Here is a 22012-nt window from a genome sequence, read left to right on the forward strand (position 1 = left end):
CGCCGTGCTGTCAGGTCTGACCGGCAGAACCGCCGTGGTGACCGGGGTGGGCGGCAGGCTCGGCCCGGTGTGGGCGAAGGCCCTCCTCCTGGAGGGCGCCGACGTCCTCGGGCTCGACCGCGTCGAGCCCGGCGACGACGTCCGCAAGGAGCTGCTCGACGTCACCCGCCAGGAAGGGAGCGGACGCTTCCTCTTCCAGTACGGCGACGTCACCGACCGCAGCAGTCTCCAGACCGCCCTGGACGCCTGCCTGGCCGAACTGGGTCCGCCCACCGTCCTGATCAACAACGCGGGCATCGACCAGCCGCCGTCCGCGGCGACGGGCAGCTGGCTCTTCGAGGACATCCCGGAGGAGCTGTCCAGCTCCGTCCTGGACGTCAACGCCGCCGGAGTGCTGCGCACCTGCCAGGTGTTCGGCTCGGAGATGGCCCGCCGCGGCCGGGGCTCGGTGATCAACATCGGTTCGCTGTACGGGAGCGTGGCCCCCGACCCCCGGTTCTACGACCACATCGAGCTGGACCCGCCGTTCCTGAAGCCGCCCGCCTACGGCATGTCCAAGGCCGGGGTCGCCGCCCTCACCCGCTATCTGGCGGCCCTCTGGGGCCCGTCGGGGGTGCGGGTGAACACGCTCTCGCCGGGCGGGGTGCTGGGCGAGCAGGACCCGCTCTTCCGGGAGAAGTTCACCGCCCGGGTCCCGCTGCGGCGGATGGCCGAGGCGGGGGACCTGACCGGCCCCCTGCTCTTCCTCGCCTCCGACATGAGCCGCTACGTCACCGGCACCGAACTCGCCGTCGACGGCGGATTCACCTGCTGGTGACGCCCCACGGGACGCACCTGCCGGTGACGGCTGGAGACGCCCCACGGCCGCAGGCCGGTGACACCCCACGACACGACCGCGTGCCGGTGACCATCCACGACCAACGGAGTCAGCTGTGACCACCACCCTGCGCCGGGTGCCGGCGGCCGAGTTCGCCCGCGTACAGGAGCAGATCTCCGATCCGTACGAGCGAACGCGTGCCGTGAGCGCGCTCAGCCGGATCAACACCCTCTACATGATCGCGCGGGCCGGTTCCGGTCACCTGGGATCGAGCTTCAGCGCCGCCGACATCGTCAGCCATCTCCATCTGCACGAGATGCGGCGCCCGTTCGAGGAGGACGGCGACGTCTACTTCTCCTCCAAGGGGCACGACGCCCCGGGCCTGTACGCGACGCTCATCGGCCTCGGTGCGCTGGAGGAGTCCCTGGTGCACGGGCTGCGCCGGATCGACGGGCTGCCCGGGCACCCGGACGTGCACACGCCCCACATGCCGTTCAACACCGGCTCGCTGGGCATGGGCATCTCCAAGGCGAAGGGCCTGATCCTGGCCGACCGGCTGCACGGCCGCAGCCGCCGCGTCTTCGTGCTCACCGGCGACGGCGAACTCCAGGAGGGCCAGAACTGGGAGGCGCTCGCGGGCGCCGTCCGGCACTCGATGCGCGAGCTGACCGTCGTGGTCGACCACAACAAGATCCAGTCCGACACCTGGGTGGCCGACGTCAGCGACCTCGGCGACCTGGAGGCGAAGTTCCGCTCCTTCGGCTGGGGCACCCTGCGGTGCGACGGCAACGACCCGGCGGAGCTGGACGCGGTGTTCCGCAAGCGCGCCGAGGGCTTCCCCGACGGGCCGGTGGCGATCATCGCCGACACCGTGAAGGGGGCCGGCTGCGACACGTTCGCCGCCACCACCTCGCTGCGGGACGGGGAGTGGATGTACCGCTTCCACAGCGGGGCCCCCTCCGCCGAGGACCGGGAGAGCGCCTACGCCGAACTCCTCCTGGTGGTCGACGGCCTGCTGTCCCGCAACGGCCTGGACCCGCTGCGGGTCGAGACCGTGCAGATCACGGCCCCGCCGGCCGCCCAGGTGGCCGCGCAGCGGCTGCCGCAGGTGTACGGCGAGGCGCTGGTGGACCTGGCCCGCCGGGACGAGCGGGTCGTGGCCCTCGACGCCGACCTGGTCCTGGACACCGGGCTCATCCCCTTCTCCGAGCAGTTCCCGGACCGCTTCTTCGAGTTCGGGATCGCGGAGCAGGACATGGTGTCGGCCGCCGGCGGCCTGGCGGCGGGCGGACTGCTGCCGTTCGTGCACTCCTTCTCCTGCTTCCTGCACGCACGGCCCAACGAGCAGATCTACAACAACGCGACCGAGGGCCGCCGGGTCGTCTACACCGGTTCGCTCGCCGGTCTCCTGCCCGCCGCTCCCGGCCACTCCCACCAGGCGGTACGGGACGTCAGCGCGGTCGGCGCGGTGCCGGACCTGCTCGTGCTGGAGCCCGCGAACGCGGCGGGGGTGCGGGCCGCCGTCCAGTTCTGCGCCACCGCGACGCAGAGCGTCTACCTCCGGCTGGTGAGCGCCCCCGTCCCGCTGGAGGCGGACGCGCTGCCCGAGGCGCCGCTGAAGGTCGGCCGGGGCCGGGTGGTGCGGGAGGGTGCGCGCACCGTCGTGATCGGTTCCGGTCCCGTGGTGCTGGCCCAACTGCTGGCCGCCGCACGGACGCTGGCCGCCGAGGGCGTCGACCTCACCGTGGTGGAACTGCCCTGGCTCAACCGGGTCGACCCGCAGTGGCTCGCCGCGCTGGCCGCCCGCGCCGACACCCTGACCGTGGTGGAGAACCAGTACACCCAGGGCGGCCAGGCCGACACCGTCGCCCGTGCCCTGCTGGAGCTCGACGCACCCCGCACCCCCCGGTTCCGGGGGATCGGCCTCACCGAGGTCCCCCGCTGCGGCACCGAGGCCGAGGCGCTCGCCGCGCACGGCCTGGACGCCGCCTCGCTCGCCGCCGCCCTGCGGCCCTGACCGCATCGCCCCGACCGCCTCGGCCGTATCGCCCCGACGGCTCGGGGAGCGCCCCGGCCCGCCCGTACCCGAACACAGGAGTCACGCCCATGGAAACGCAGTACAACGACCTCGTCCGCCCGCCGAAGCACCTCGTGGACGCCTTCCGCGAGGTCCTGACGGAGTACAGCCCCAGCTGCCTGGTCACCGACGCCCGCCGTCGCGTCGGGGCGATCGGCGGGTTCCAGACGGTGCGCCCCGCGCACAAGGTCGTCGGCCCCGCCCTGACCGTGAACCTCTCCATCGACGACCTCGTCGACTGCATGCCGGTGCTGGCCCGCGCCGAACCGGGCGACATCATCGTCGTCGCCTGCCACGGCACCGCGCTCACCGCGATGTGGGGCGGTCTGATGTCCACCCTCTCGCTGAAGGCCGGGATCGCCGCGGGCATCGTCGACGGCGCGGTGCGCGACGTCGACGAGATCCGGGACCTCGACTTCCCGCTGTGGTACCGCTCCACCGTGCCGCGCCCCTCGCCGACGGCCGTGCACGACCGCACCGAGCCGGTGCAGGTCAACGTGCCGGTCGTGGTGGGCGGCCAGGTCATCAACCCGGGCGACATCCTCGTGGCCGACGAGAACGGCATCGCCGTCGTGCCGCCCGCGCTCGCCGAGGACGTGCTGGAGGGCACCCGCCTCAACATCGGCAAGGAGCACACCATCCGGGAGAAGATCTCCTCCGGTGCGACCGTGGTCGAACTCCTCGAAGAATTCGGTCACCTGTAATGGCACGGGTCTACGTGACCGGCGCGGACGGCATGCTGGGCACCGCCCTGCGCCGGGCGCTGGCCGAGGACCCGGCGACGGCGCACTGGACGGTGCGGGGCGTCTCGCTCCAGGACTTCGACATCTCCGACGCGCGCGCGGTCGCCGACTCGGTCGAGGCCTTTCGCCCCGACGTCGTCGTGCACACCGCCGCCCACGCGGTGGTCGACGACTGCGAGCGGGACCCCGCGCTGGCGCTGCGCGTCAACGTGGCCGGGGTGCGCAACGTCGCCCACGCCTGCCGGCGCACCGGCAGCCGTCTGGTGTCCCTCTCCAGCGACTACGTCTTCGACGGGGCCGCCCCGCCCGACGGCGGGTACCGGGAGGACGACCTGCCGAGCCCGCTGAGTGTGTACGGAGTGACCAAGGCCGCCGGGGAACGCGTCTGCGCGCTGCTCGGCGACCGGGCCCTGTCGGTGCGCACCTCCTGGCTGTTCGGCGGCGAGGACGCCCGGGTGGACGTGGTGCTGGCCGCGCTGCGCTCCGGCGCCGACGGCGCACCGGCCGCCCTGGTCCACGACCAGTACAGCCGCCCGACGTACACCGAGGACCTGGCCCGGGCCCTGGTGTTCCTGCTGACCCGGCCCGAGCCCGTGTCCGGCACCCTGCACATCGCCAACGCGGGCACGGCCAGCTGGCACGACGTGGGGCTGGCGCTGCGCGAACTGCGCCCGCACCTGCCGGAGCCGAAGCCGCTGGCGATGACGGAGTGCGGCTTCGTCGGCGGCCGCCCGCGCGACTCGACGCTGTCCACCGGGCGGCTGACCGCGCTGGGGCTGACCCTGCCGCACTGGCGGGACGCGCTGGAGAGGTTCTGCGCCCGGCTCTGATCCGGGCGCCGCACGACACGAAGTGGTGCGCACAGCACGGTGACACGACCCGGTGAGACATCGCGGTGGGACACCACGGTGGGACGACTCGGTGAGACGACTCGGTGAGAAGAGAGGAACAACGGTGCCGCAATCCACTTGGCGCACCTGGTCCGGCACGGTCGGCTGCGCCCCCGCGCAGCTGGTCCGCCCCACCGGTGAGGACGAGATCGTCCGCGCCGTCGGGGCCGCCGCCCGCGACGGGCTGACCGTCCGGGCGGCCGGTACCGGCCATTCGTTCAACCGTCTGGCGACCACGCCCGGCGTCCTGCTCGACCTCACCGCGTACACCGGAATCGTCGCCCTGGACCGCGCGGCCGGTGAGGTCACCGTCCGCGCGGGCACCCGGATCGGCCCGCTCTGCGCGGCGCTGGACCGCAAGGGGCTGGCGCTGGAGAACATCGGCACCCTCGCCGACCAGACCGTGGCGGGCGCCCTGGCCACCGGCAACCACGGCACCGGGCTCGGCCACGCGCCGCTGTCCGGGCAGGTCGCCCGGGTCCGGCTGGTCACCGCCGACGGCGAGGTCCGGGAGGTCGGCCCCGGCGACGCGGCCGACCTGTGGGGCAGCGTCCGTACGTCGCTGGGCGTGCTGGGCGTGCTGACGGAGGTCACCCTGCGCTGCGTGCCCCGCTTCCGGCTCCGGGTGGAGCTGGGCGCCGAGCCGCTGGACTCCGTACTGGAACGCTTCACCCAGTGGGCGGGCGAGAGCGAGCACCCCAGCCTCAACTGGCTGCCCTGGACGGACCGGGCGTCGCTGCGCGCCGTGGACCGCACCGAGGAGCCGGTGACCCCCCGCGCCCCGCTGCGCCGGTACGCCGCCACCCTGGACGAGGTGCGGTGCGGGGTGACCGGTCAGGCGGCCCGCCTGGCGGGGGCGGCGGCCGTGCCGTGGCTGACCGCCCGGCTCGGCGGGCTGTGGCCCGACTCCCCGTACGTCGACTCCGGCCACCGGGCCTTCACCTTCCCGCAGCCGGTGCGCTTCCTGGCCATGGAGCACGCGCTGCCGCTGGCGCGGACGGCGGACGCGCTGCGGGCCCTGCGGCCGGTGCTGCGCGGCATGGGCCGGTACTCCCCGTACTCCGTGCTGGTACGGGTCGGGGCGGGCGACGACCTGCCGCTCAGCCCCGCCCACGGGCGCGACACCGGCTACCTGAACCTCACCGTGCCGCGCACCGCCGGGCAGATCGAGATCCTGCGCGCCGCCGAGCACGTGCTGCGGGACTTCGAGGCGCGCCCGCACTGGGGCAAGGCGCACACGGCGACCGCCGACGTGCTGGCACCGCGTTATCCGGGCTGGAAGGACTTCCAGCGGATACGGGCGCTGCTGGACCCCGAGGGCGTCTTCTCCAACGCCTACACCGACCGGCTGCTCGGCCCGGTGACCGCGCGGGCGGGCGCGCACGCGGGGGCGGCGGCCCGGTGAGCGGCCCCCGGCCGCCGCAGGCCCTGTTCTTCGACTTCGACGGGCTGATCTGCGACACGGAGAGCGCCGCACACCGCTCCTGGCAGGAGCTGTACGCCGAGCACGGGCTGTCCTTCCCCGACACGCTGTGGTCCGCGATGGTGGGCCGCGCCGACGGGGAGGCGCTCGCCGCGAACCGTCTCGCGCAGCTCCTGGACGGTGCGGACACCACCGCCCTGGTGGCCCGGCGCAGGCGGCGCAAACGGGAGCTGTGCGACGCCGAGCCGCTGCGGCCCGGTGTGCGCGCCCTGCTGGAGTCGGCCCGCGCGGACGGCGTGCCGGCCGCCGTGGTCTCCAGCTCCCCGTACGCCTGGGTGGCCCCCCACCTGGACCGCCTGGAGGTGCGCCATCTCTTCGCGTTCCTGGTCACCGGCGACCTGACCGAACGTCACAAGCCGCACCCCGACCTGTACGAGAGCGCCCTGCGCGGCCTCGAAGGACCGCCGTCGGGGGCGGTGGTGGCCTTCGAGGACTCGGCGACCGGGGTCCGGGCCGCCCGGGCCGCGGGCGTGTACTGCGTCGCGGTGCCCAACGGCGTGGGCAGCGCGGCCGACCTCGCGCACGCCGACGCCGTACTGCCCTCCTTGACCCACTACGAACTGGGGACCCGCGCCGCATGACCACCGCAGCCGCTCTGGAAGCCCTCGCCAGCCCGGACGCCGCCGATCCCGCGTGGATCTGGCGGTCCGGCGAACTCGTCCCCTGGGACCGGGCGACGGTGCACGTCAACGCGGTCGGCCACGCCTCGGTGGCCGCCGTCTTCGAAGGCGTCAAGGCCTATCTCGCCGCCGACGGCGAACGGCTCCTGGTCTTCCGGCTGGAGGAGCACCTGCGCCGCCTGCTGGACTCGGCCCGGCTGTGCCGCCTCACCCTGCCCTACACCACGGACCAACTGCGGGCGGCCGTCGTGGAGTTGCTCACCGCGAACGACTACCGACAGGACGCCTATCTGCGCCCCTGGGCGTTCCCCGGCGGTGTCATCCGGGAGCAGATGGTCCCGGCCGGGACGGTCTGCGAAGTCCTGGTGGACTCCTGGCCGTTCAGCAGTGCCCTGGAGACGGGGCGCGGCTGCCGGGCGGCCGTCAGCTCCTGGCTGCGGGTCGGCGAGGCGTCCATGCCGCCGCGCGCCAAGGCGTTCTCGAACTACCACAACGGCCGGCTGGCCATGATGGAGGCGCGGGAGAACGGCCACGACTGGCCGGTCATGCTCAACGAGCGGCACAAGGTCAGCGAGGGCGCCGGAGCCTGCATCGCCCTGGTGCGCGACGGCGTGGTCACCACCCCCTCGCTGAGCAGCGGCGTCCTGCCGGGCGTCACCCGCGACACCGCGCTGACGCTCCTGCGCGACCTGGACCTGCCGGTCGAGGAGCGGGAGGTCGACCGCAGCGAACTGCACCTCGCCGACGAGATCTTCTTCATGGGGACGGCCTGGGAGATCCTCCCGGTCACCACCATCGACGGTCTCACCGTCGGCGACGGGACCCCCGGCCCGCTGACCCGACGGCTCTCGCAGGCGTACGGCCGGGTGGTGCGCGGCCTGGACGAGCGGTACGCGCACTGGCTGACGGAGGTGAAGCTGCCGTGAGGGCGGTACGGGTGACGGAGTACGGCGGCCCCGAGGTGCTGCGCGTCGAGGAGCTTGCCGATCCGCTTCCGGGCCCCGGGGAGATCCTGGTGGCAGTGGCTGCGGCGGGCGTCAACTTCCTTGACGTGTACCGGCGTTCGGGGATCTACCCGGGCCCGCTGCCGTTCGTCCCCGGCATCGAGGCCGCCGGGGTGGTCACCGCCGTGGGGCCCGCGCCGGACGGCGCGCAGCCGCGGCACCGGATCGGCGACCGGGTCGCCTGGGCCAACCAGCCCGGCGGGTATGCGGAGTTGGCGGTGATCCCCGCCGCGCGCGCCGTGTCCGTACCCGACGCGCTGCCCCTCGCGCAGGCCGCCTCGGCGCTGCTCCAGGGGATGACCGCGCACTACCTGGTGCACGACACGTACCCGGTGGGCCCGGGCTCCACCGTGCTCGTGCACGCGGCGGCCGGCGGGACGGGGCAGTTCCTCACCCGGCTGGCCCGGCTGCGCGGCGGCCGGGTGATCGGCACCGTGTCCTGCGCCGAGAAGGAGAAGGCCGCCCGGGCGGCGGGCGCCGAGCACGTCCTGCGCCACGGCATCGACGACATCGCCGCCCGGGTACGGGAGTTGACGGACGGCCGGGGCGTGGACGCGGTGTACGACGGGGTGGGCGGGCCCACCTTCGAGGGGAGCGTGGCCTCCCTGCGGCCCCGGGGCACCCTCGCCGTCTTCGGGCAGGCCGGTGGCGCGGTGCCGCCGGTGGACCTGCAACGGCTCAACACGGCGGGATCGGTGTTCGTCACCCGGCCGAATCTTGACCATCACATCGCGACGCCTGCTGAACTGGCCCTCCGGGCCGCCGACGTCTTCGCTCTTGTCGTCGACGGCCGGATCGACGTCCACACGGGCGGCAGCTTTCCGCTGGAGGAGGCCGAAGAGGCCCATCGCGCCCTGGAGTCCCGGGCGTCCGTCGGCAAACTGCTGCTCACCACCGGCACAGCCGCACGAATGGAGAACCACCATGACTGACGTACCCGCCACCTTCGCCCTCGGCGGCGACCTCACCGTCCACCGCCTCGGCTTCGGCGCGATGCGCCTGACCGGCGAGGGCAACTGGGGTCTGCCCGAGGACCCGGCGGGCGCCCTCAAGGTCGCCCAGCGGGCGGTCGAGCTCGGCGTCGACTTCATCGACACCGCCGACGCCTACGGTCCCGGCACCAACGAGGAGCAGCTCGCCGAGGCCCTCCACCCGTACCAGGAGGGCCTGGTGATCGCCACCAAGGCGGGCCAGAGCCGCCCCTCGCCCAGCGAGTGGAAGCCGCTCGGGCGCCCCGAATACCTGCGCCAGCAGTGCGAGTTGAGCCTGCGCAGGCTCAAGGTGGAGCGCATCGACCTCTTCCAGCTGCACCGGATCGACCCGCAGGTTCCGGCCGAGGAGCAGTTCGAGGCGCTGGCCCGGCTCCAGCAGGAGGGCAAGGTCCGCCACCTGGGTCTCTCGGAGGTCACCGTCGAGCAGATCGAGCAGGCCCAGCGCTTCTTCCCGGTGGTCAGCGTGCAGAACCTGTTCAACCTGACCGACCGCTCCCACGAGGCGGTGCTGGACCACTGCACGCAGCAGAACATCGCCTTCATCCCGTGGCTGCCCATCGCCCGCGGCGAGCACGCCCGCCCCGGCAGCCCGGTGGCGGGGGTGGCCCGTGAGCTGGACGCCACGCCCGCGCAGGTGGCCCTCGCCTGGCTGCTGCACCGCTCCCCGGTGGTGATCCCGATCCCGGGCACCTCCTCGGTCGCGCACCTGGAGGAGAACCTGCGCGCCGCCGACCTGTCCCTCACCGACGACCAGTTCGCCCGCCTGTCCCAGCTGGCCTGACCGGAAGGCAAGACCACCGCCATGAGCATCCTCGTACTCCACAAGAAGAACCTCAGCCGACGCCGCCATCTGGAACGCGCCCGCGCCTACGCCCGCGAGCACGGTGAGCGGCTGCTGCTGGTGATGAAGGACCCCGAGTGGGAGGCGGACTACGTCGACCGGGTCGTCCTCGCCGACACCAGCAGCATCGAGGAGACACTCGCCGCGGTGCGGGACCTCGCGGCGCAGGAGGACGAGCCGTTCTCGGCGGTGGTCACCTTCGCCGAAGCACCAGTCCCCTCGGCGGCCCGGGTGGCCGCCGAGTTCGGGCTGGTCTCCATCAGCGAGCAGACCGCGCGGCTGGCCCGCGACAAGTGGGTGATGCGCGAGGCGTTCGCCGCCCACGACGTCCCGCAGCCGCGCTACGGCATCGCCCACACCCTCGACGAGGCCCTGGCGGTGGCCCGCGACACCGGGTTCCCGCTGGTCATGAAGCCGGTGCTGGGCACCGGCAGCATGTTCGTGCGCAGCGTCGAGAACGAGGCGGAGCTCACCGAGCACTTCGAGTTCTTCCGCACCGGCGCCTGGGACAGGTTCACCTACGACCCGCTGCACACCGCCGCCCACCAGGAGTACGCGGGCGGGCTGCTGCTGGAGGAGTTCGTCGGCGGCGCCGAGATATGCGTGGAGTCCCTCGTCCACGACGGCACCACCCGCAGCCTCGCCATCCACGACAAGCCGCTGCCCACCGGCCCCACCTTCGAGGAGGTGTACGCCTGCACGCCGACCCGGCTGCCCGCCGCGACGGTGCGGGCCGTCGAGGAGGCCACCGTCGCCGTGCACCGGGCGCTGGGCATCACCACCGGCGCCACCCATGTGGAGTTCCGGCTGCGCGGCGAGAGCGAACCGGTGGTGCTGGAGGCGGCGGCCCGGATGGGCGGCGGCCCCATCTACCGCTCCGTCCTGCTGTCCACCGGCGTCGACATGGTCGAAGCGGTCCTGGACCTGGCCCGCGGGCGCGCCCCGCGCATCGAGCCCGCCGGGCGGGCCACCCCGGTCGGCTTCTGGAACATCTTCCCCGAGCGGGCGGGCAAGTTCACCCGCGCCACCGGCCTCGACGCGGTGAGCGCCGATCCCCGCGTCGACGAGGTGCAGATCTACAAGGAGCCGGGCGACGAACTGCTGGTGCCGCCGCAGACCTTCCAGGGCCACGGCCACCTGATCTTCACCGTCGACGGCATGGACGACCTGGACCCCGCCTTCCGCGAGATGACCGCCACCCTGCGTCTGGAGACCGAATGACCACCACCGGCCAGCCCTCCCGCCCGGCCGACGGCGCCCGCCGCAGGGTCGCCGTCGTCGGCGGGCACTCCCACTCGGTGATGTCCGCCCTGGACCTGGGTCTGGACGTGGTGCTGGTGCACGTCCCCGGCATGTACGAGGAGATGCTGCACGACTACTGCGAGAAGATCGTCCACGCCGACCTGTCCGACGCGCAGTCGCTGCTGGACGTCCTGCGCCCGCTGCACGAGGAGCGCCCCTTCGAGCGGGTCCTCACCACCAGCGAGGCCGGGGCCGTCCCCACCGCCGTCGTGGTCGAGGAACTCGGCCTGCCCGGCAACAGCGTGGCCGCCGTGCGCGCCCTGTACGACAAGGCCCTCACCCGCGAGGCGCTCCGGCGGGCCGGGGTCGGCCCGGTCCGCCACCGGGTCGTGGACGGTGCGGACTCCCTCCAGGCGTTCCGCGCCGACGTCGGCGGGCGGATCGTCGTCAAGCCGGTGGACGGCACGGCCAGCGCCGACGTGCACATCATCGACACCGAGGAGCAGGCCGCGGCGGCCTGGCGGGCACTCGACGCCGCCGGGTACCGCCGGGCGATCGCCGAGGAGTTCCTCGACGGTCCGGTCATCAGCGTGGAGTCGTTCTCCAGCGAGGGCCGCCATCTGCCGGTCGCCCTGATGACGTCCGTACTGGACGAGCACCTGGTGGAGATGGAGCACTCCATACCCGGTGCGTACGGCGCCGAGTGGCGGCAGGAACTGCACGCGCAGACCGTGGCGCTGCTCGACGAGGTCGGTCTGCTGGAGGGCCCCACCCACACCGAGTTCATCCTCACCGCCGAGGGCCCGCGCATGCTGGAGTCGCACAGCCGGATGGGCGGCGGCGGCACCCCCTCGCTGCTGCGCCGCGCCCACGGCATGGACTTCTCCCGGATGTTCCTCTCGGTGCCGCTGGGCATCGAGGAGCTGCCGAAGGAGGCCCCGGAGGCGACGCGGGCCGGGCACATCCGGTTCTTCGCCCCGCAGCCGGGCGTGATCACCGGCTTCGACGGCATCGAGGAACTGACCGCCTCCGGCGTCGAGATACGGCGCGCCCCGGTCGGCGCCGCCCTGCCCGGCGTGCCGGGGCTGGTGGAACTCTCCGGCGCCGAGACCGGCGTCATGCTCCAGATGAACGTGGGCGACACGGTGCCCGCCATCCGGGCGGGCTGGGACCGCGCGATGGGGTACGTCATCACCACCGGCGCCAACAGCGCGGACGCCGCCCGCCGGTGCGCCGACGTCGACGCCGCACTCCGCTTCCGCACCTCCCCGCAGGGCGACACACCGCCGGTCACCGCATGACGGGGCGGGAATCCCCCAAGAGCGAGGCCGCCCCGGGGGCGGCGGCGGAGACCGGCCGCCCCGCGGGCGGCACTCTTGCGGGCAACCGCGACTTCCGGCGGCTGTTCACGGCGGCCGTGGTCAGCAAGGCCGGCACCCACGTCGGGTACATCGCCCTGCCCCTGGTGGCCATCGAGGCCCTCGACGCGTCACCGGGGCAGGTCGGCCTGCTGGGCGTGCTGTCCACCGTCGCCTTCCTGCTGATCGGGCTTCCGGCCGGGGCGTGGGTCGACCGGATGCGCTACCGGCACGTCATGGTCGTCACCGACGTGGTGCGGGCCCTGCTGCTGGCGTCGGTGCCGCTGGCCGCCTGGCTGGACGTCCTCACCATCGCGCAGCTGTACGCGGTGGTGCTGCTGTCCGGGTGCGCCACCGTCTTCTTCGACGTGGCGGCGCAGAGCTGTCTGCCGCTGCTCGTCGGCCGGGACCTCCTGGTGCAGGCCAACGCCCGCCTGGGCGGCTGGGACGCGGCGCTCCAGGTGGGCGGCCGGGGCGGCGGCGGCTTCCTGGTGAGCGCGCTGACCGCACCGCTGTCGGTGCTGGCCAACGCGTTCGGCTACCTGTGGTCCGCGTTCTTCCTGCTGCGCATCCGCACCCGGCAGGACAAGCCCGCGCGGGCGGCCCGCCGGACCCTGGCCGCCGAGATCGGGGAGGGTGTGCGCTTCGTGTTCCGCCACCCGGTGCTGCGTCCGGTCGCGCTGGCCGGGTCCTGCACGAACCTGGCCGTCTTCACCATCACCACCATGATCCCGGTGCTCTTCCGGGAGGAGCTGGGGCTCCCGGTGTGGACGATCGGCCTCTTCCTGTCCGTGGGCGGGGTCGGCGTCTTCCTGGGCGCGTTCACCGCCCGCCGGGTGGGTGAGCGCATCGGCGCGGGCCGGGCGCCCTGGGTGCTGGGCCTGTCCACGCTGCCCTTCGCGCTGGCGGTGCCCTGGCTGATGCAGCGGGGCCCGTGGCTGTGGGCGGCGGCCGGTTGCTGGCTGCTGGTCACGGTCCGGGTGGGCGTCGACAACGTCCTGATGGTCAGTTTCCGGCAGCGGGTCACCCCGGTGGCCCTGATGGGCCGGATGAACGCCACCATCCGCTTCCTGTTCACCGGCGCGCTGGCCGTCGGGGCGGGCATCGCCGCGCTCATCGGCGAGTACGTCTCGGTGCGCGCGGCCCTGTGGACGGGCGCCGTGGTGCTCTCCGTCGCCTGGCTGCCGGTCTTCTTCTCCGCCCTGCGCACGATGCGCGAACTGCCCTCCGAACCGAGCGAACCCCCCGCCACCACCCGGCCCACCGCGTAGAACCAGGCCCGCAGAACCCGGCCCACAGAGCCCACCTCGCAGAACCCACCCCGCAGAGGCATCCCCGTACAGGAGGAGCTCCATGTCGAGCGAACACGCCACCGAGGCGTACAACCAGCAGTGCCTGGGCGGGAACGACGCCCTGCTGCACGCGATGTCCCGCATCGAGCTGCCGCCGTTGTTCCACGCGTCCTGCGGCCACCGGCTGATGCCCCGGCCGTTCTTCGTCGACGAGTCGCACATGCGTGACTTCGCGGCCGACGTCCGGTCGCTGTTCGACCTGCTCACCTCCGTCCCGGACCGGCTCTTCGGCGGCGACGTGCAGGCGTACTGCGACAGCCTGGGCATCCCCCAACCGCAGGCCGACCTCATGCGCCGGTTCGCCGCCGAGACGCCCACCGCCTACGGCCGCGCCGACCTGTACCACGACGGCACCTCCTTCAAGCTGCTGGAGTTCAACGTCGGCAGCGAACTCGGCGGGGCCGACCGGGCCGAGATCCAGCGCGCCCTGCTCGACGTCCCGGCCTTCCGCGACTTCGCCGAGGAGCACCGGCTGAGTTACGTGCACACCGGCGAGCGCATCGCGACCGCCCTGCGCACGGCCGCCGCCCACGTCACCGGCGGGGCGCCCCCGGTCGTCGCGCTCGTGGAGGGCGACGGGGGCCTCGCCCCGTACCTGCATCTGGTGCGCTCCTTCCAGGAGATGATACGGGGCCTGGGCATCGACCTGCTGGTCGGGGAGATCGCGCAGATCGGCGAGAAGGACGGGCGGATCCTGCTCGACGGCACCCCCGTCGACGTGGTGCTGCGCTACTTCTCCGCCGCCCAGGTGGCACGCGCCCCCGGCGCGGCCGAGGCCATCGAGCCGATCCTGCGCGCGCACGAGGAGGGCCGGGTGCTGCTCTTCACCACCTTCCAGAGCTCGCTGTACGCCAACAAGGGCTGCCTGGCCATGCTGTCCGAGGCCCGCCACCAGGGGTCCTTCACCGCCGACGAGAACGCGTTGATCGACCGGGTGCTGCCGTGGACCCGCACCCTGGAGGCGGACCTGGTCGAGCACTGCCGCGAGCACCGCGAGCGGCTGATCGTCAAACCCCGGGCGGACTTCGCCGGCCACGGCATCCACGTCGGCTGGGAGCTGTCCGACGGCGACTGGCAGGACGTGCTGAAGGAGCGCGCCGGGCAGGGCTTCGTCGTCCAGGAGCGGGTCGTCCCGCGCCGCGAGCCGGTCATCGATCCGCAATCGGGCCGCAGCGAGGACTGGGCGGCCGCGTGGGACGTGTTCCTGACCCCCGAGGGCTACGCGGGCTCCCACATCCGCGCGCTGCCGCACGGGGACTCGGCGGTGGTGGGCATGGGCGCCAACCCGGCCTGCCGCACCACGGGCCCCTTCCTCGTCCCCTCGGACTGACGGGGGAAGTCCGGGCCGGTCCGGGTGGTGAAGTTCCCGGAAGCGGGGTGGTGAAGTGCCCGGAAGCGGGGTGGTGATGTGCCCGGAACCGGACTCGAACCGGTACGCCCCCGAGGGGCAGCGAGGTTTAAGCTCGCCGTGTCTGCATTCCACCATCCGGGCAGGCGCGCGGGCCGCGACAATGGCTCAGAGCCTATCCGCAGGCATCCCCCGAACAGCGGTACATCGCCCCAATGCTGTCTTATTTTATGGGCGCTTGATGGGGCGTCAGACCCTCGGGACAGACCATCGGCACATGCCGGAGCGGGTACGGAGCCGTGTCGTCCGGTGTCGGAGCGTGCACGGGATTGACGGAAACTCGACGTCTTGTGCACGGCTGACTACGGCTCGCGCCCGCCTCCCGGGCTCTCGGGGTCGACGTCATACCTGGGGAGGACGGGCGCGGGCACGGGTCAGACCGCAGGCTGCCCCCAGGACCGCCGTGCGGGCTGACTCGGGAACGTAAAAGCGCCGTGAGGATGGGAAGCGTCCCCCCGAGCGTCCCGACAGGAGCCCCGCCGTGACCACGTACCCGTACCCCACCGCGCACCAGACCACCGCGGTCGCCGCCCGCGCCACCGAGCTGTCCAAGGTCTACGGGCACGGCGAGACGCAGGTCGTCGCGCTGGACCGGGTCTCCGTCGACTTCCGGCAGGGCGAGTTCACCGCGATCATGGGCCCGTCGGGTTCGGGCAAGTCCACGCTGATGCACTGCGTGGCGGGCCTCGACTCCTTCTCCTCGGGTTCGGTGCGGATCGGCGAGACGGAGCTCGGCACGCTCAAGGACAAGCAGCTCACCCAGCTGCGCCGGGACAAGATCGGCTTCATCTTCCAGGCGTTCAACCTGCTGCCGACGCTGAACGCCCTGGAGAACATCACGCTCCCCATGGACATCGCGGGCCGCAAGCCCGACCAGGCGTGGCTGGACAAGGTCATCGAGATGGTCGGCCTCTCCGGCCGCCTCAAGCACCGCCCCTCCGAGCTGTCCGGCGGCCAGCAGCAGCGCGTGGCCGTGGCCCGCGCCCTGGCCAGCCGCCCGGAGATCATGTTCGGCGACGAGCCGACCGGAAACCTGGACTCGCGCTCCGGCGCGGAGGTGCTGGGCTTCCTGCGCAATTCGGTACGGGAACTGGGCCAGACCGTCGTCATGGTCACCCACGACCCGGCGGCCGCCTCCTACGCGGACCGTGTGATCTTCCTGGCCGACGGCCGGATCGTGGACGAGATGCTGCACCCGACCGCGGACGGCGTCCTGGACCGCATGAAGGACTTCGACACCAAGGGCCGTACGAGCTGACCCCCGCGCTCCGGCCCGCCCCCGGGCCGTACTGAGCGCCGGTCGCGCTCCGTCCCGTCCGCACCACCTCACCCCACCAGGACGTACCCCATGTTCCGCACCGCCCTGCGCAATGTGCTCGCGCACAAGGCCAGGCTGCTGATGACCGTGCTCGCCGTCATGCTCGGCGTCGCCTTCGTCTCCGGCACCCTGATCTACAGCGACACCCTCTCCAGCGCCTACAAGAGCCAGGCCACCAAGAGCCTCAGCGGCGTCGCCGTCGGCGTCGAGGCCCGTACGTACGCCAACGACCCCGACGCCAAGGGCCTCACCGAGAAGCAGATCCAGCGGATCGCCGCACTGGACGGCGTCACCTCGGTGACCCCCTCGGTCGGCGGCTTCGCCGGCGCGGCCGACCGCAGCGGCACGCTGCTCGCGCAGGGCTGGTCCAACGTGGGCGGCAACTTCGCCCCCGGCAAGGACGGCAAGGACCCCCGCTACACCTTCGCCGACGGCCACGGCCCGACGGCCTCCACCGAGATCGCCCTCGACAGGGCGACCGCCGACAAGGGCGGCTACAAGGTCGGCGACACGGTCCGCGTCGCCACCAACAAGCCCGCCGCCGAGTACACCCTCGCCGGTGTCTTCACCACCGAGGACGGCGCGGTCAACGCGGGCGGCAGCCTGGTGCTGTTCGACAACGCGACCGCCCAGAAGATGTTCCTGGAGCCCGGCCACTACCAGAGCCTGACCGTCGGCGCGAAGCCCGGCACCGACAACGCGGCCCTGGCCGCCGCCGTCAAGAAGCTGGTCCCCGACACCGCCTCCACCCAGTCGGCCGCCGCGCTGGAGGACGAGCAGGTCCGGATGGTCCAGGACGCCACCAGCAGCCTCACCCAGGTGCTGCTCGGCTTCGCGGGCATCGCCCTGTTCGTCGGCGTCTTCCTGATCTCCAACACCTTCACGATGCTGGTCGCCCAGCGCACCAAGGAACTCGCGCTGATGCGCGCGGTCGGCGCCTCACGCAAGCAGATCACCCGGTCCGTGCTGGCCGAGGCCATGATCGTCGGCCTGGTCGCCTCGGTCGTCGGCTTTGTGCTGGGCCTGGGCATGGCCGCCGCGATGGGGCCGCTGCTGGACTCGATGGACGCCCAGATGCCCGCCGGTGACCTGGTCGTCGGCCCGACCCCGCTGATCGCCGCGCTCGCCGTGGGCGTGCTCATCACGATGCTGGCCGCCTGGCTGCCGGGCCGCCGCGCCGCGAAGATCCCGCCGGTCGCCGCGATGAACAGCGTGCACGCCACCCCGAACACCAAGTCCCTCGTCGTACGCAACACGATCGGCGCGATCGTCACGGCGATCGGCGCCGGGCTGATCGTGCTCGGCGCGGCACAGGCCGGCGAGGGCGCCCGGCTGATCATCGGGAGCGGCGCGTTCCTCACCCTGCTCGGCGTGATCGTGCTGATCCCGCTGCTGTCGCGGCCGGTCATCGGTCTCGTCCAGCCGCTGCTGACCCGCGTCTTCAAGGTCTCCGGCAAGCTGGCCGGCCTGAACTCGGTCCGCAACCCGCGCCGCACCGGCGCCACCGCCTCCGCCCTGGCGATCGGCCTGACCCTGGTCACCGGCCTGTCCGTGCTCGGCGTGACCATGGGCTCGGCCATCGACCGCTCCACCAGCGAGCAGGTCAAGGCCGACTACACGGTCCAGATGGCCAACCAGTCGCAGCTCGACGGTTCGCTGGTCGACGCCATCGCCAAGGCCCCCGGCGTCACCGTCTCCACGCCGCGCATGTACGGCAGCGTGCAGACCGCCGACGGCAACCTGGTCACCGACGGCGTGAACCCCGAGGCCCTCGGCCCGGTCCTCACCTTCAAGGTCCTGGACGGCTCCCGGGACTCCCTGGCCCAAGGCGAGATCGCCGTCAACAAGACGTACCGCGACAAGTACGGCTACACGCTCGGCAAGCAGCTCCCCGTGACGTACGAGGACGGCAAGAAGGGCACCCTGAAGGTCGGCGCGGTCTTCGAGGACAACGAGTTCCTGTCCGAGACGGTCATGGACACCAAGGCCCTGGCCCCGCACTACCAGCAGCCCATGTTCTACAACGTGTACGTCAAGATGGACGGCGGCGCCTCCGCGGCCAACAAGCAGGTCCTGGCGGACGCCACCGGCAAGAACCCGGCCATCGTGATGATGGATCAGAACGACCTGCGCAACCAGGTCGGCGGCATGATCACCACGCTCCTGAACATCATGTACGGCTTGCTCGCGATGGCCCTGGTGATCTCCGTGCTCGGCGTGGTCAACACCCTCGCGATGTCGGTCTTCGAGCGTCAGCAGGAGATCGGGATGCTGCGCGCGATCGGCCTGGACCGGGGCCGGGTCAAGACCATGATCCGCCTGGAGTCCGTGGTGATCTCGCTGTTCGGCGCGGTCGTCGGCGTGGTGCTCGGCGTCTTCATCGCCTGGGCGATCGGCGAGACCGTCAAGGACAAGATCCCGGGTTACGCGCTGGAGCTGCCCTGGGACCGCATCGGAATCTTCCTGCTGCTGGCCGGTGTGGTCGGCGTCCTGGCCGCCATGTGGCCGGCCCGCAGCGCGGCACGGCTGAACATGCTCTCCGCGATCAAGGCCGAGTAGCCCGGCGGGACGGCAGGGACAGGGACAGGGGGCGGCCCCCATCACGTACGTACGTGATGGGGGCCGCCCCCTGTCGTACGGGACAGACGGTTCAGCCCCGCTTCGCCGGGAGGTCAGGCACCCCACACCCGCGCGCGCAGCGGCATCCCCGACGCGCCCGCGACGGCGGGCTTCACGGCGAGGACCTGGTTCACGCCGATCTTGTTGTGCTCGAAGGAGAGCGCGGAGGCGGCCATGTACAGCCGCCAGACCCTCGCCCGGCCGGGGGTGACCATCTTGAGGGCGGCCTCCCAGTTCTTCTCCAGGCGGGCCACCCAGTGCCGCAGGGTCAGCGCGTAGTGCTCGCGGAGGGACTCCAGGTCGCGGACCTCGAACCCGGCCTCCTCCAGCAGGCCGACCGTGCGGCCGACGGGCGCCAGCTCGCCGTCGGGGAAGACGTAGGAGTCGATGAAGGCGTCCACGTGGTACGCCTCCTCGCGGGCCAGCGGGCGCCGCGCGATCTGGTGGTTGAGCAGCCTGCCGCCGGGCTTCAGCAGGGCGTACAGGTCGGCCGCGTACTCCCCGTACTGCACCGCTCCGACGTGCTCGGCCATGCCGATGGAGGAGATGGCGTCGTACGGGCCGTCGTGGACGTCACGGTAGTCCTGCACCCGGATCTCGATCCGGTCGGCAAGCCCCTCCTCGGCGACCCGCTTGCGGGCGTAGGCGGCCTGTTCGGAGGAGATGGTGACGCCGGTGACGTGGACGCCGTAGTGGCGGGCGGCGTGGATCGCCATGGAGCCCCAGCCGCAGCCGACGTCGAGGAGGCGCTGTCCCTCCTTCAGGTCGAGCTTGCGGGCGATGAGGTCGAGCTTGTCGCGCTGGGCGTCTTCGAGGGTGGCGTCGGGGTCGGGGAAATAGGCGCAGGAATAGACCATGGACGGTCCGAGGACCAGGGAGTAGAAGTCGTTGCCGACGTCGTAGTGGTGGCTGATGGATTCCTTGTCGCGGCGCTTGGTGTGCAGCCGTCCGGTGTGGCGGCGCAGCTCCTCGGGCGGCGCGGGCGGCGGCGGGAGCGGGCCGCCGAGCTTCAGCAGCTCGCGGGCGGCGGCACGCAGCTTGGGGTCCCGTACCGGGTGGACGGCGTCCTTGACGTCGCCGTCGCGCTCCCAGATCAGCTCGGCGAGCAGGTCCAGCGCCTCGTACAGGTCGCCGTCCACGTCGATCTCCCCGGCCACCCAGGCGCGGGCCAGGCCCAGCTCGCCGGGCTTCCACAGCAGACGGCGCAGGGCCTTGCGGTCGCGTATCGCGAGGACGGGGGCGCCCGGCGGGCCCGCCTCGCTGCCGTCCCAGGCCCGGATGCGGACCGGGAGCGGGACGGAGAGGAGTTCCTCGGCAAGTCTGGTCAGCCGCAGCGCGGCATCGGCCATGGTGCACACCTCCGGTGATGCGAAGTGACGTACGGGCATCGACGTACTACTCGAATAACACCGGAGGGAGGCCGCCGCATCCCGGATTCGGGTCATGACCCGGCAAAATACATGGCCCCTACATCTACCATCGCACGGAAAAGCCGAAGGGGCCGCCCGCACCACGGATGGCGGACGGCCCCTTCGGACCAGAGCTACGGAGCCCGGCTACTGACGCAGCGTCAGGAAGCCTTGGCCTCGGCCTTCTTGGGCTCGGCGGCGGCCGGCACCTTCACCGCGTCGACCGGAGCCGGTGCGGGCTTGGCGGCCTCGTAGAACTCCTCGCGGGGAGTCTCCATGGCGCCGAGCGAGACGACCTCGCGCTTGAGGAACATCCCCAGCGTCCAGTCGGCCAGCACGCGGATCTTGCGGTTGAACGTCGGCATCGCCATGCCGTGGTAGCCGCGGTGGGCGTACCAGGCGAGACGGCCCTTGAGCTTGATCTTCATCTTGCCCATGACGATCATCGCGACGCCCTTGTGCAGGCCCAGACCCGCGACCGCGCCCTTGTTGGCGTGGCTGTACTCCTTCTGCGGGAAGCCCCGCATGCCGGAGACGACGTTGTCGGCGAGGACCTTGGCCTGGCGCAGCGCGTGCTGGGCGTTCGGCGGGCACCAGGCGTTCGGGTTGCCGTTCTTGCGGCCGACCAGGTCCGGGACCTGGGCGTTGTCGCCCGCGGCCCAGATGTAGTCGCTGCCCTGCACCTGGAGGGTGGCCTGGGTGTCGACGTGGCCGCGCGGGCCCAGCGGCAGGCCGTAGCGGGCCAGTACCGGGTTCGGCTTCACACCGGCGGTCCACACGATGGTGTTGGAGTCGACCTCGAGGCCGTTCTTCAGCACGACGTGGCCGTCGACGCAGGAGTCCATGGAGGTCGAGAGGTGGATCTCGATGCCGCGGGACTCCAGGTGCTCCTTGCCCCAGCGGCCCAGCTCCGGGCCCACCTCGGGAAGGATCTTGTCGGCGGCGTCGACGAGGACGAACCGCATGTCGTCGCGCGAGACGTTGGAGTACTGCTTGGCGGCGTCGCGGGCCATGTCCTCGACCTCGCCGATGGTCTCCGCTCCCGCGAAGCCACCGCCGACGAAGACGAAGGTGAGCGCGCGGCGGCGGACCTCTTCGTCGTGGGTCGAGTCGGCCTTGTCGAGCTGCTCGATGACGTGGTTGCGCAGGCCGATGGCCTCCTCGACGCCCTTCATGCCGATGCCCTGCTCGGCGAGGCCGGGGATCGGGAAGGTGCGGGAGACGGCGCCGAGCGCGACGACCAGGTAGTCGAAGGGCAGCTCGTACGTCTCGCCGACCAGCGGGGAGATCGTGGCGACCTTGCGGTCCTGATCGATGGTGGTGACCCGACCAGTAAGCACCTCGGCCTGGGGCAGGACGCGTCGCAGCGGTACGACGACGTGCCTCGGCGAGATGTTGCCGGCGGCGGCTTCGGGCAGGAAGGGCTGGTAGGTCATGTACGAGCGCGGGTCGACGACCGTGACGGTCGCTTCCGCATAACGCATCTTCTTGAGAATGCGCTGTGCCGCGTACAGGCCTACGTACCCACCGCCTACTACGAGGATCCTGGGACGCTCCGTGGTGCTCATGGAATCGAGTATCCACCCCGGGCGGGGGGTCCCCTCGTGAGCCCCTTCACAAGGTCTGCGACACCCTCTGCTACACTGCGCGGCCCGCGTGACCGAGGTCATGCTCCGTACGGGGAACCACTCCCCCGTCCGAGGCGTTGGAAACCCCTTCCCAACTGGCCCGATGGCACCTTTCGGCAGCTGAACCACTTATCTGTTTCCTACGCCCGTAACGCGCCCGGAACAGTCCGTTATGCGCACACTCGGGTCCGAGGACCCACCCCTCCGGCCC

General features: G+C 72.2%; 17 protein-coding genes and 1 tRNA gene. 15 read left to right on the forward strand and 3 right to left on the reverse strand.

Going from position 1 to position 22012, the window contains the following annotated elements; translation table 11 throughout:
* Nucleotides 1–4: 4 nt before the first annotated feature.
* The 13 genes from ACIO3O_RS23405 (at nucleotide 5) to ACIO3O_RS23465 (ending at nucleotide 14749) form a co-directional block, all read left to right on the forward strand.
* Nucleotides 5–817 carry an SDR family oxidoreductase gene (locus tag ACIO3O_RS23405; RefSeq protein ID WP_401748841.1) on the forward strand — a complete coding sequence of 271 codons (813 nt, stop codon included), beginning with the start codon at nucleotides 5–7 and terminating at the stop codon, nucleotides 815–817.
* 115 nt (nucleotides 818–932) lie between these two features.
* Nucleotides 933–2834, forward strand: a complete 1902-nt coding sequence (locus ACIO3O_RS23410; protein ID WP_401748843.1) for a transketolase C-terminal domain-containing protein — start codon at nucleotides 933–935, stop codon at nucleotides 2832–2834.
* 89 nt (nucleotides 2835–2923) lie between these two features.
* Nucleotides 2924–3598: an RraA family protein gene (locus ACIO3O_RS23415; RefSeq protein WP_401748845.1), complete on the forward strand. Its 675-nt coding sequence runs from the start codon at nucleotides 2924–2926 to the stop codon at nucleotides 3596–3598.
* The gene (gene rfbD, locus ACIO3O_RS23420; protein WP_401748847.1) at nucleotides 3598–4467 is read left to right on the forward strand and encodes a dTDP-4-dehydrorhamnose reductase; all 870 of its coding nucleotides are present in this window, start codon (nucleotides 3598–3600) and stop codon (nucleotides 4465–4467) included. The genes ACIO3O_RS23415 and rfbD overlap by 1 nt, the downstream gene beginning before the upstream one ends.
* A 124-nt stretch (nucleotides 4468–4591) precedes the next feature.
* Nucleotides 4592–5932 carry a D-arabinono-1,4-lactone oxidase gene (locus ACIO3O_RS23425; protein ID WP_401748849.1) on the forward strand — a complete coding sequence of 447 codons (1341 nt, stop codon included), beginning with the start codon at nucleotides 4592–4594 and terminating at the stop codon, nucleotides 5930–5932.
* Nucleotides 5929–6591 carry an HAD family hydrolase gene (locus ACIO3O_RS23430; RefSeq protein WP_401748851.1) on the forward strand — a complete coding sequence of 221 codons (663 nt, stop codon included), beginning with the start codon at nucleotides 5929–5931 and terminating at the stop codon, nucleotides 6589–6591. The genes ACIO3O_RS23425 and ACIO3O_RS23430 overlap by 4 nt, the downstream gene beginning before the upstream one ends.
* Complete coding sequence (locus tag ACIO3O_RS23435) at nucleotides 6588–7556, forward strand: branched-chain amino acid transaminase (protein ID WP_401748853.1); 969 nt, start codon at nucleotides 6588–6590, stop codon at nucleotides 7554–7556. Before ACIO3O_RS23430 ends, ACIO3O_RS23435 begins: the two co-directional genes overlap by 4 nt.
* Nucleotides 7553–8566, forward strand: coding sequence for a quinone oxidoreductase family protein (locus ACIO3O_RS23440; protein WP_401748855.1), 1014 nt, complete (start codon nucleotides 7553–7555; stop codon nucleotides 8564–8566). Before ACIO3O_RS23435 ends, ACIO3O_RS23440 begins: the two co-directional genes overlap by 4 nt.
* Entirely contained in the window at nucleotides 8559–9407 is an 849-nt protein-coding gene (locus ACIO3O_RS23445; RefSeq protein WP_401748856.1) for an aldo/keto reductase, read from the forward strand. Before ACIO3O_RS23440 ends, ACIO3O_RS23445 begins: the two co-directional genes overlap by 8 nt.
* A gap of 21 nt (nucleotides 9408–9428) precedes the next feature.
* Nucleotides 9429–10688 carry an ATP-grasp domain-containing protein gene (locus ACIO3O_RS23450; RefSeq protein WP_401748858.1) on the forward strand — a complete coding sequence of 420 codons (1260 nt, stop codon included), beginning with the start codon at nucleotides 9429–9431 and terminating at the stop codon, nucleotides 10686–10688.
* Nucleotides 10685–12010 (forward strand): ATP-grasp domain-containing protein, encoded by a 1326-nt coding sequence (locus tag ACIO3O_RS23455; RefSeq protein WP_401748860.1) that lies wholly within the window; start codon nucleotides 10685–10687, stop codon nucleotides 12008–12010. The genes ACIO3O_RS23450 and ACIO3O_RS23455 overlap by 4 nt, the downstream gene beginning before the upstream one ends.
* A complete protein-coding gene (locus ACIO3O_RS23460; RefSeq protein ID WP_401748861.1) occupies nucleotides 12007–13338 on the forward strand; it encodes an MFS transporter in 1332 nt (443 codons plus the stop codon). Before ACIO3O_RS23455 ends, ACIO3O_RS23460 begins: the two co-directional genes overlap by 4 nt.
* An 82-nt stretch (nucleotides 13339–13420) precedes the next feature.
* A complete protein-coding gene (locus ACIO3O_RS23465) occupies nucleotides 13421–14749 on the forward strand; it encodes a hypothetical protein (protein ID WP_401748863.1) in 1329 nt (442 codons plus the stop codon).
* Nucleotides 14750–14828: 79 nt separating this feature from the next.
* Here ACIO3O_RS23465 and ACIO3O_RS23470 read toward each other — a convergent pair.
* A tRNA-Leu gene (locus ACIO3O_RS23470) sits at nucleotides 14829–14911 on the reverse strand.
* 397 nt (nucleotides 14912–15308) lie between these two features.
* Between ACIO3O_RS23470 and ACIO3O_RS23475 the strand changes: the two genes are divergently transcribed.
* Complete coding sequence (locus tag ACIO3O_RS23475) at nucleotides 15309–16085, forward strand: ABC transporter ATP-binding protein (RefSeq protein ID WP_401748865.1); 777 nt, start codon at nucleotides 15309–15311, stop codon at nucleotides 16083–16085.
* A gap of 90 nt (nucleotides 16086–16175) precedes the next feature.
* Nucleotides 16176–18704 carry an ABC transporter permease gene (locus ACIO3O_RS23480; RefSeq protein WP_401748866.1) on the forward strand — a complete coding sequence of 843 codons (2529 nt, stop codon included), beginning with the start codon at nucleotides 16176–16178 and terminating at the stop codon, nucleotides 18702–18704.
* Between the two features lie 113 nt (nucleotides 18705–18817).
* On the opposite strand, the gene ACIO3O_RS23485 is transcribed toward ACIO3O_RS23480, so the two are convergent.
* Nucleotides 18818–20113 (reverse strand): class I SAM-dependent methyltransferase, encoded by a 1296-nt coding sequence (locus ACIO3O_RS23485; protein ID WP_401748867.1) that lies wholly within the window; start codon nucleotides 20111–20113, stop codon nucleotides 18818–18820.
* A gap of 221 nt (nucleotides 20114–20334) precedes the next feature.
* Nucleotides 20335–21741, reverse strand: a complete 1407-nt coding sequence (locus tag ACIO3O_RS23490) for an NAD(P)/FAD-dependent oxidoreductase (RefSeq protein ID WP_401748869.1) — start codon at nucleotides 21739–21741, stop codon at nucleotides 20335–20337.
* Nucleotides 21742–22012: the final 271 nt, after the last annotated feature.

Origin of the sequence: Streptomyces sp. NPDC087440 (assembly GCF_044744005.1) — a bacterium.
In the GTDB taxonomy this organism is placed as follows: domain Bacteria; phylum Actinomycetota; class Actinomycetes; order Streptomycetales; family Streptomycetaceae; genus Streptomyces.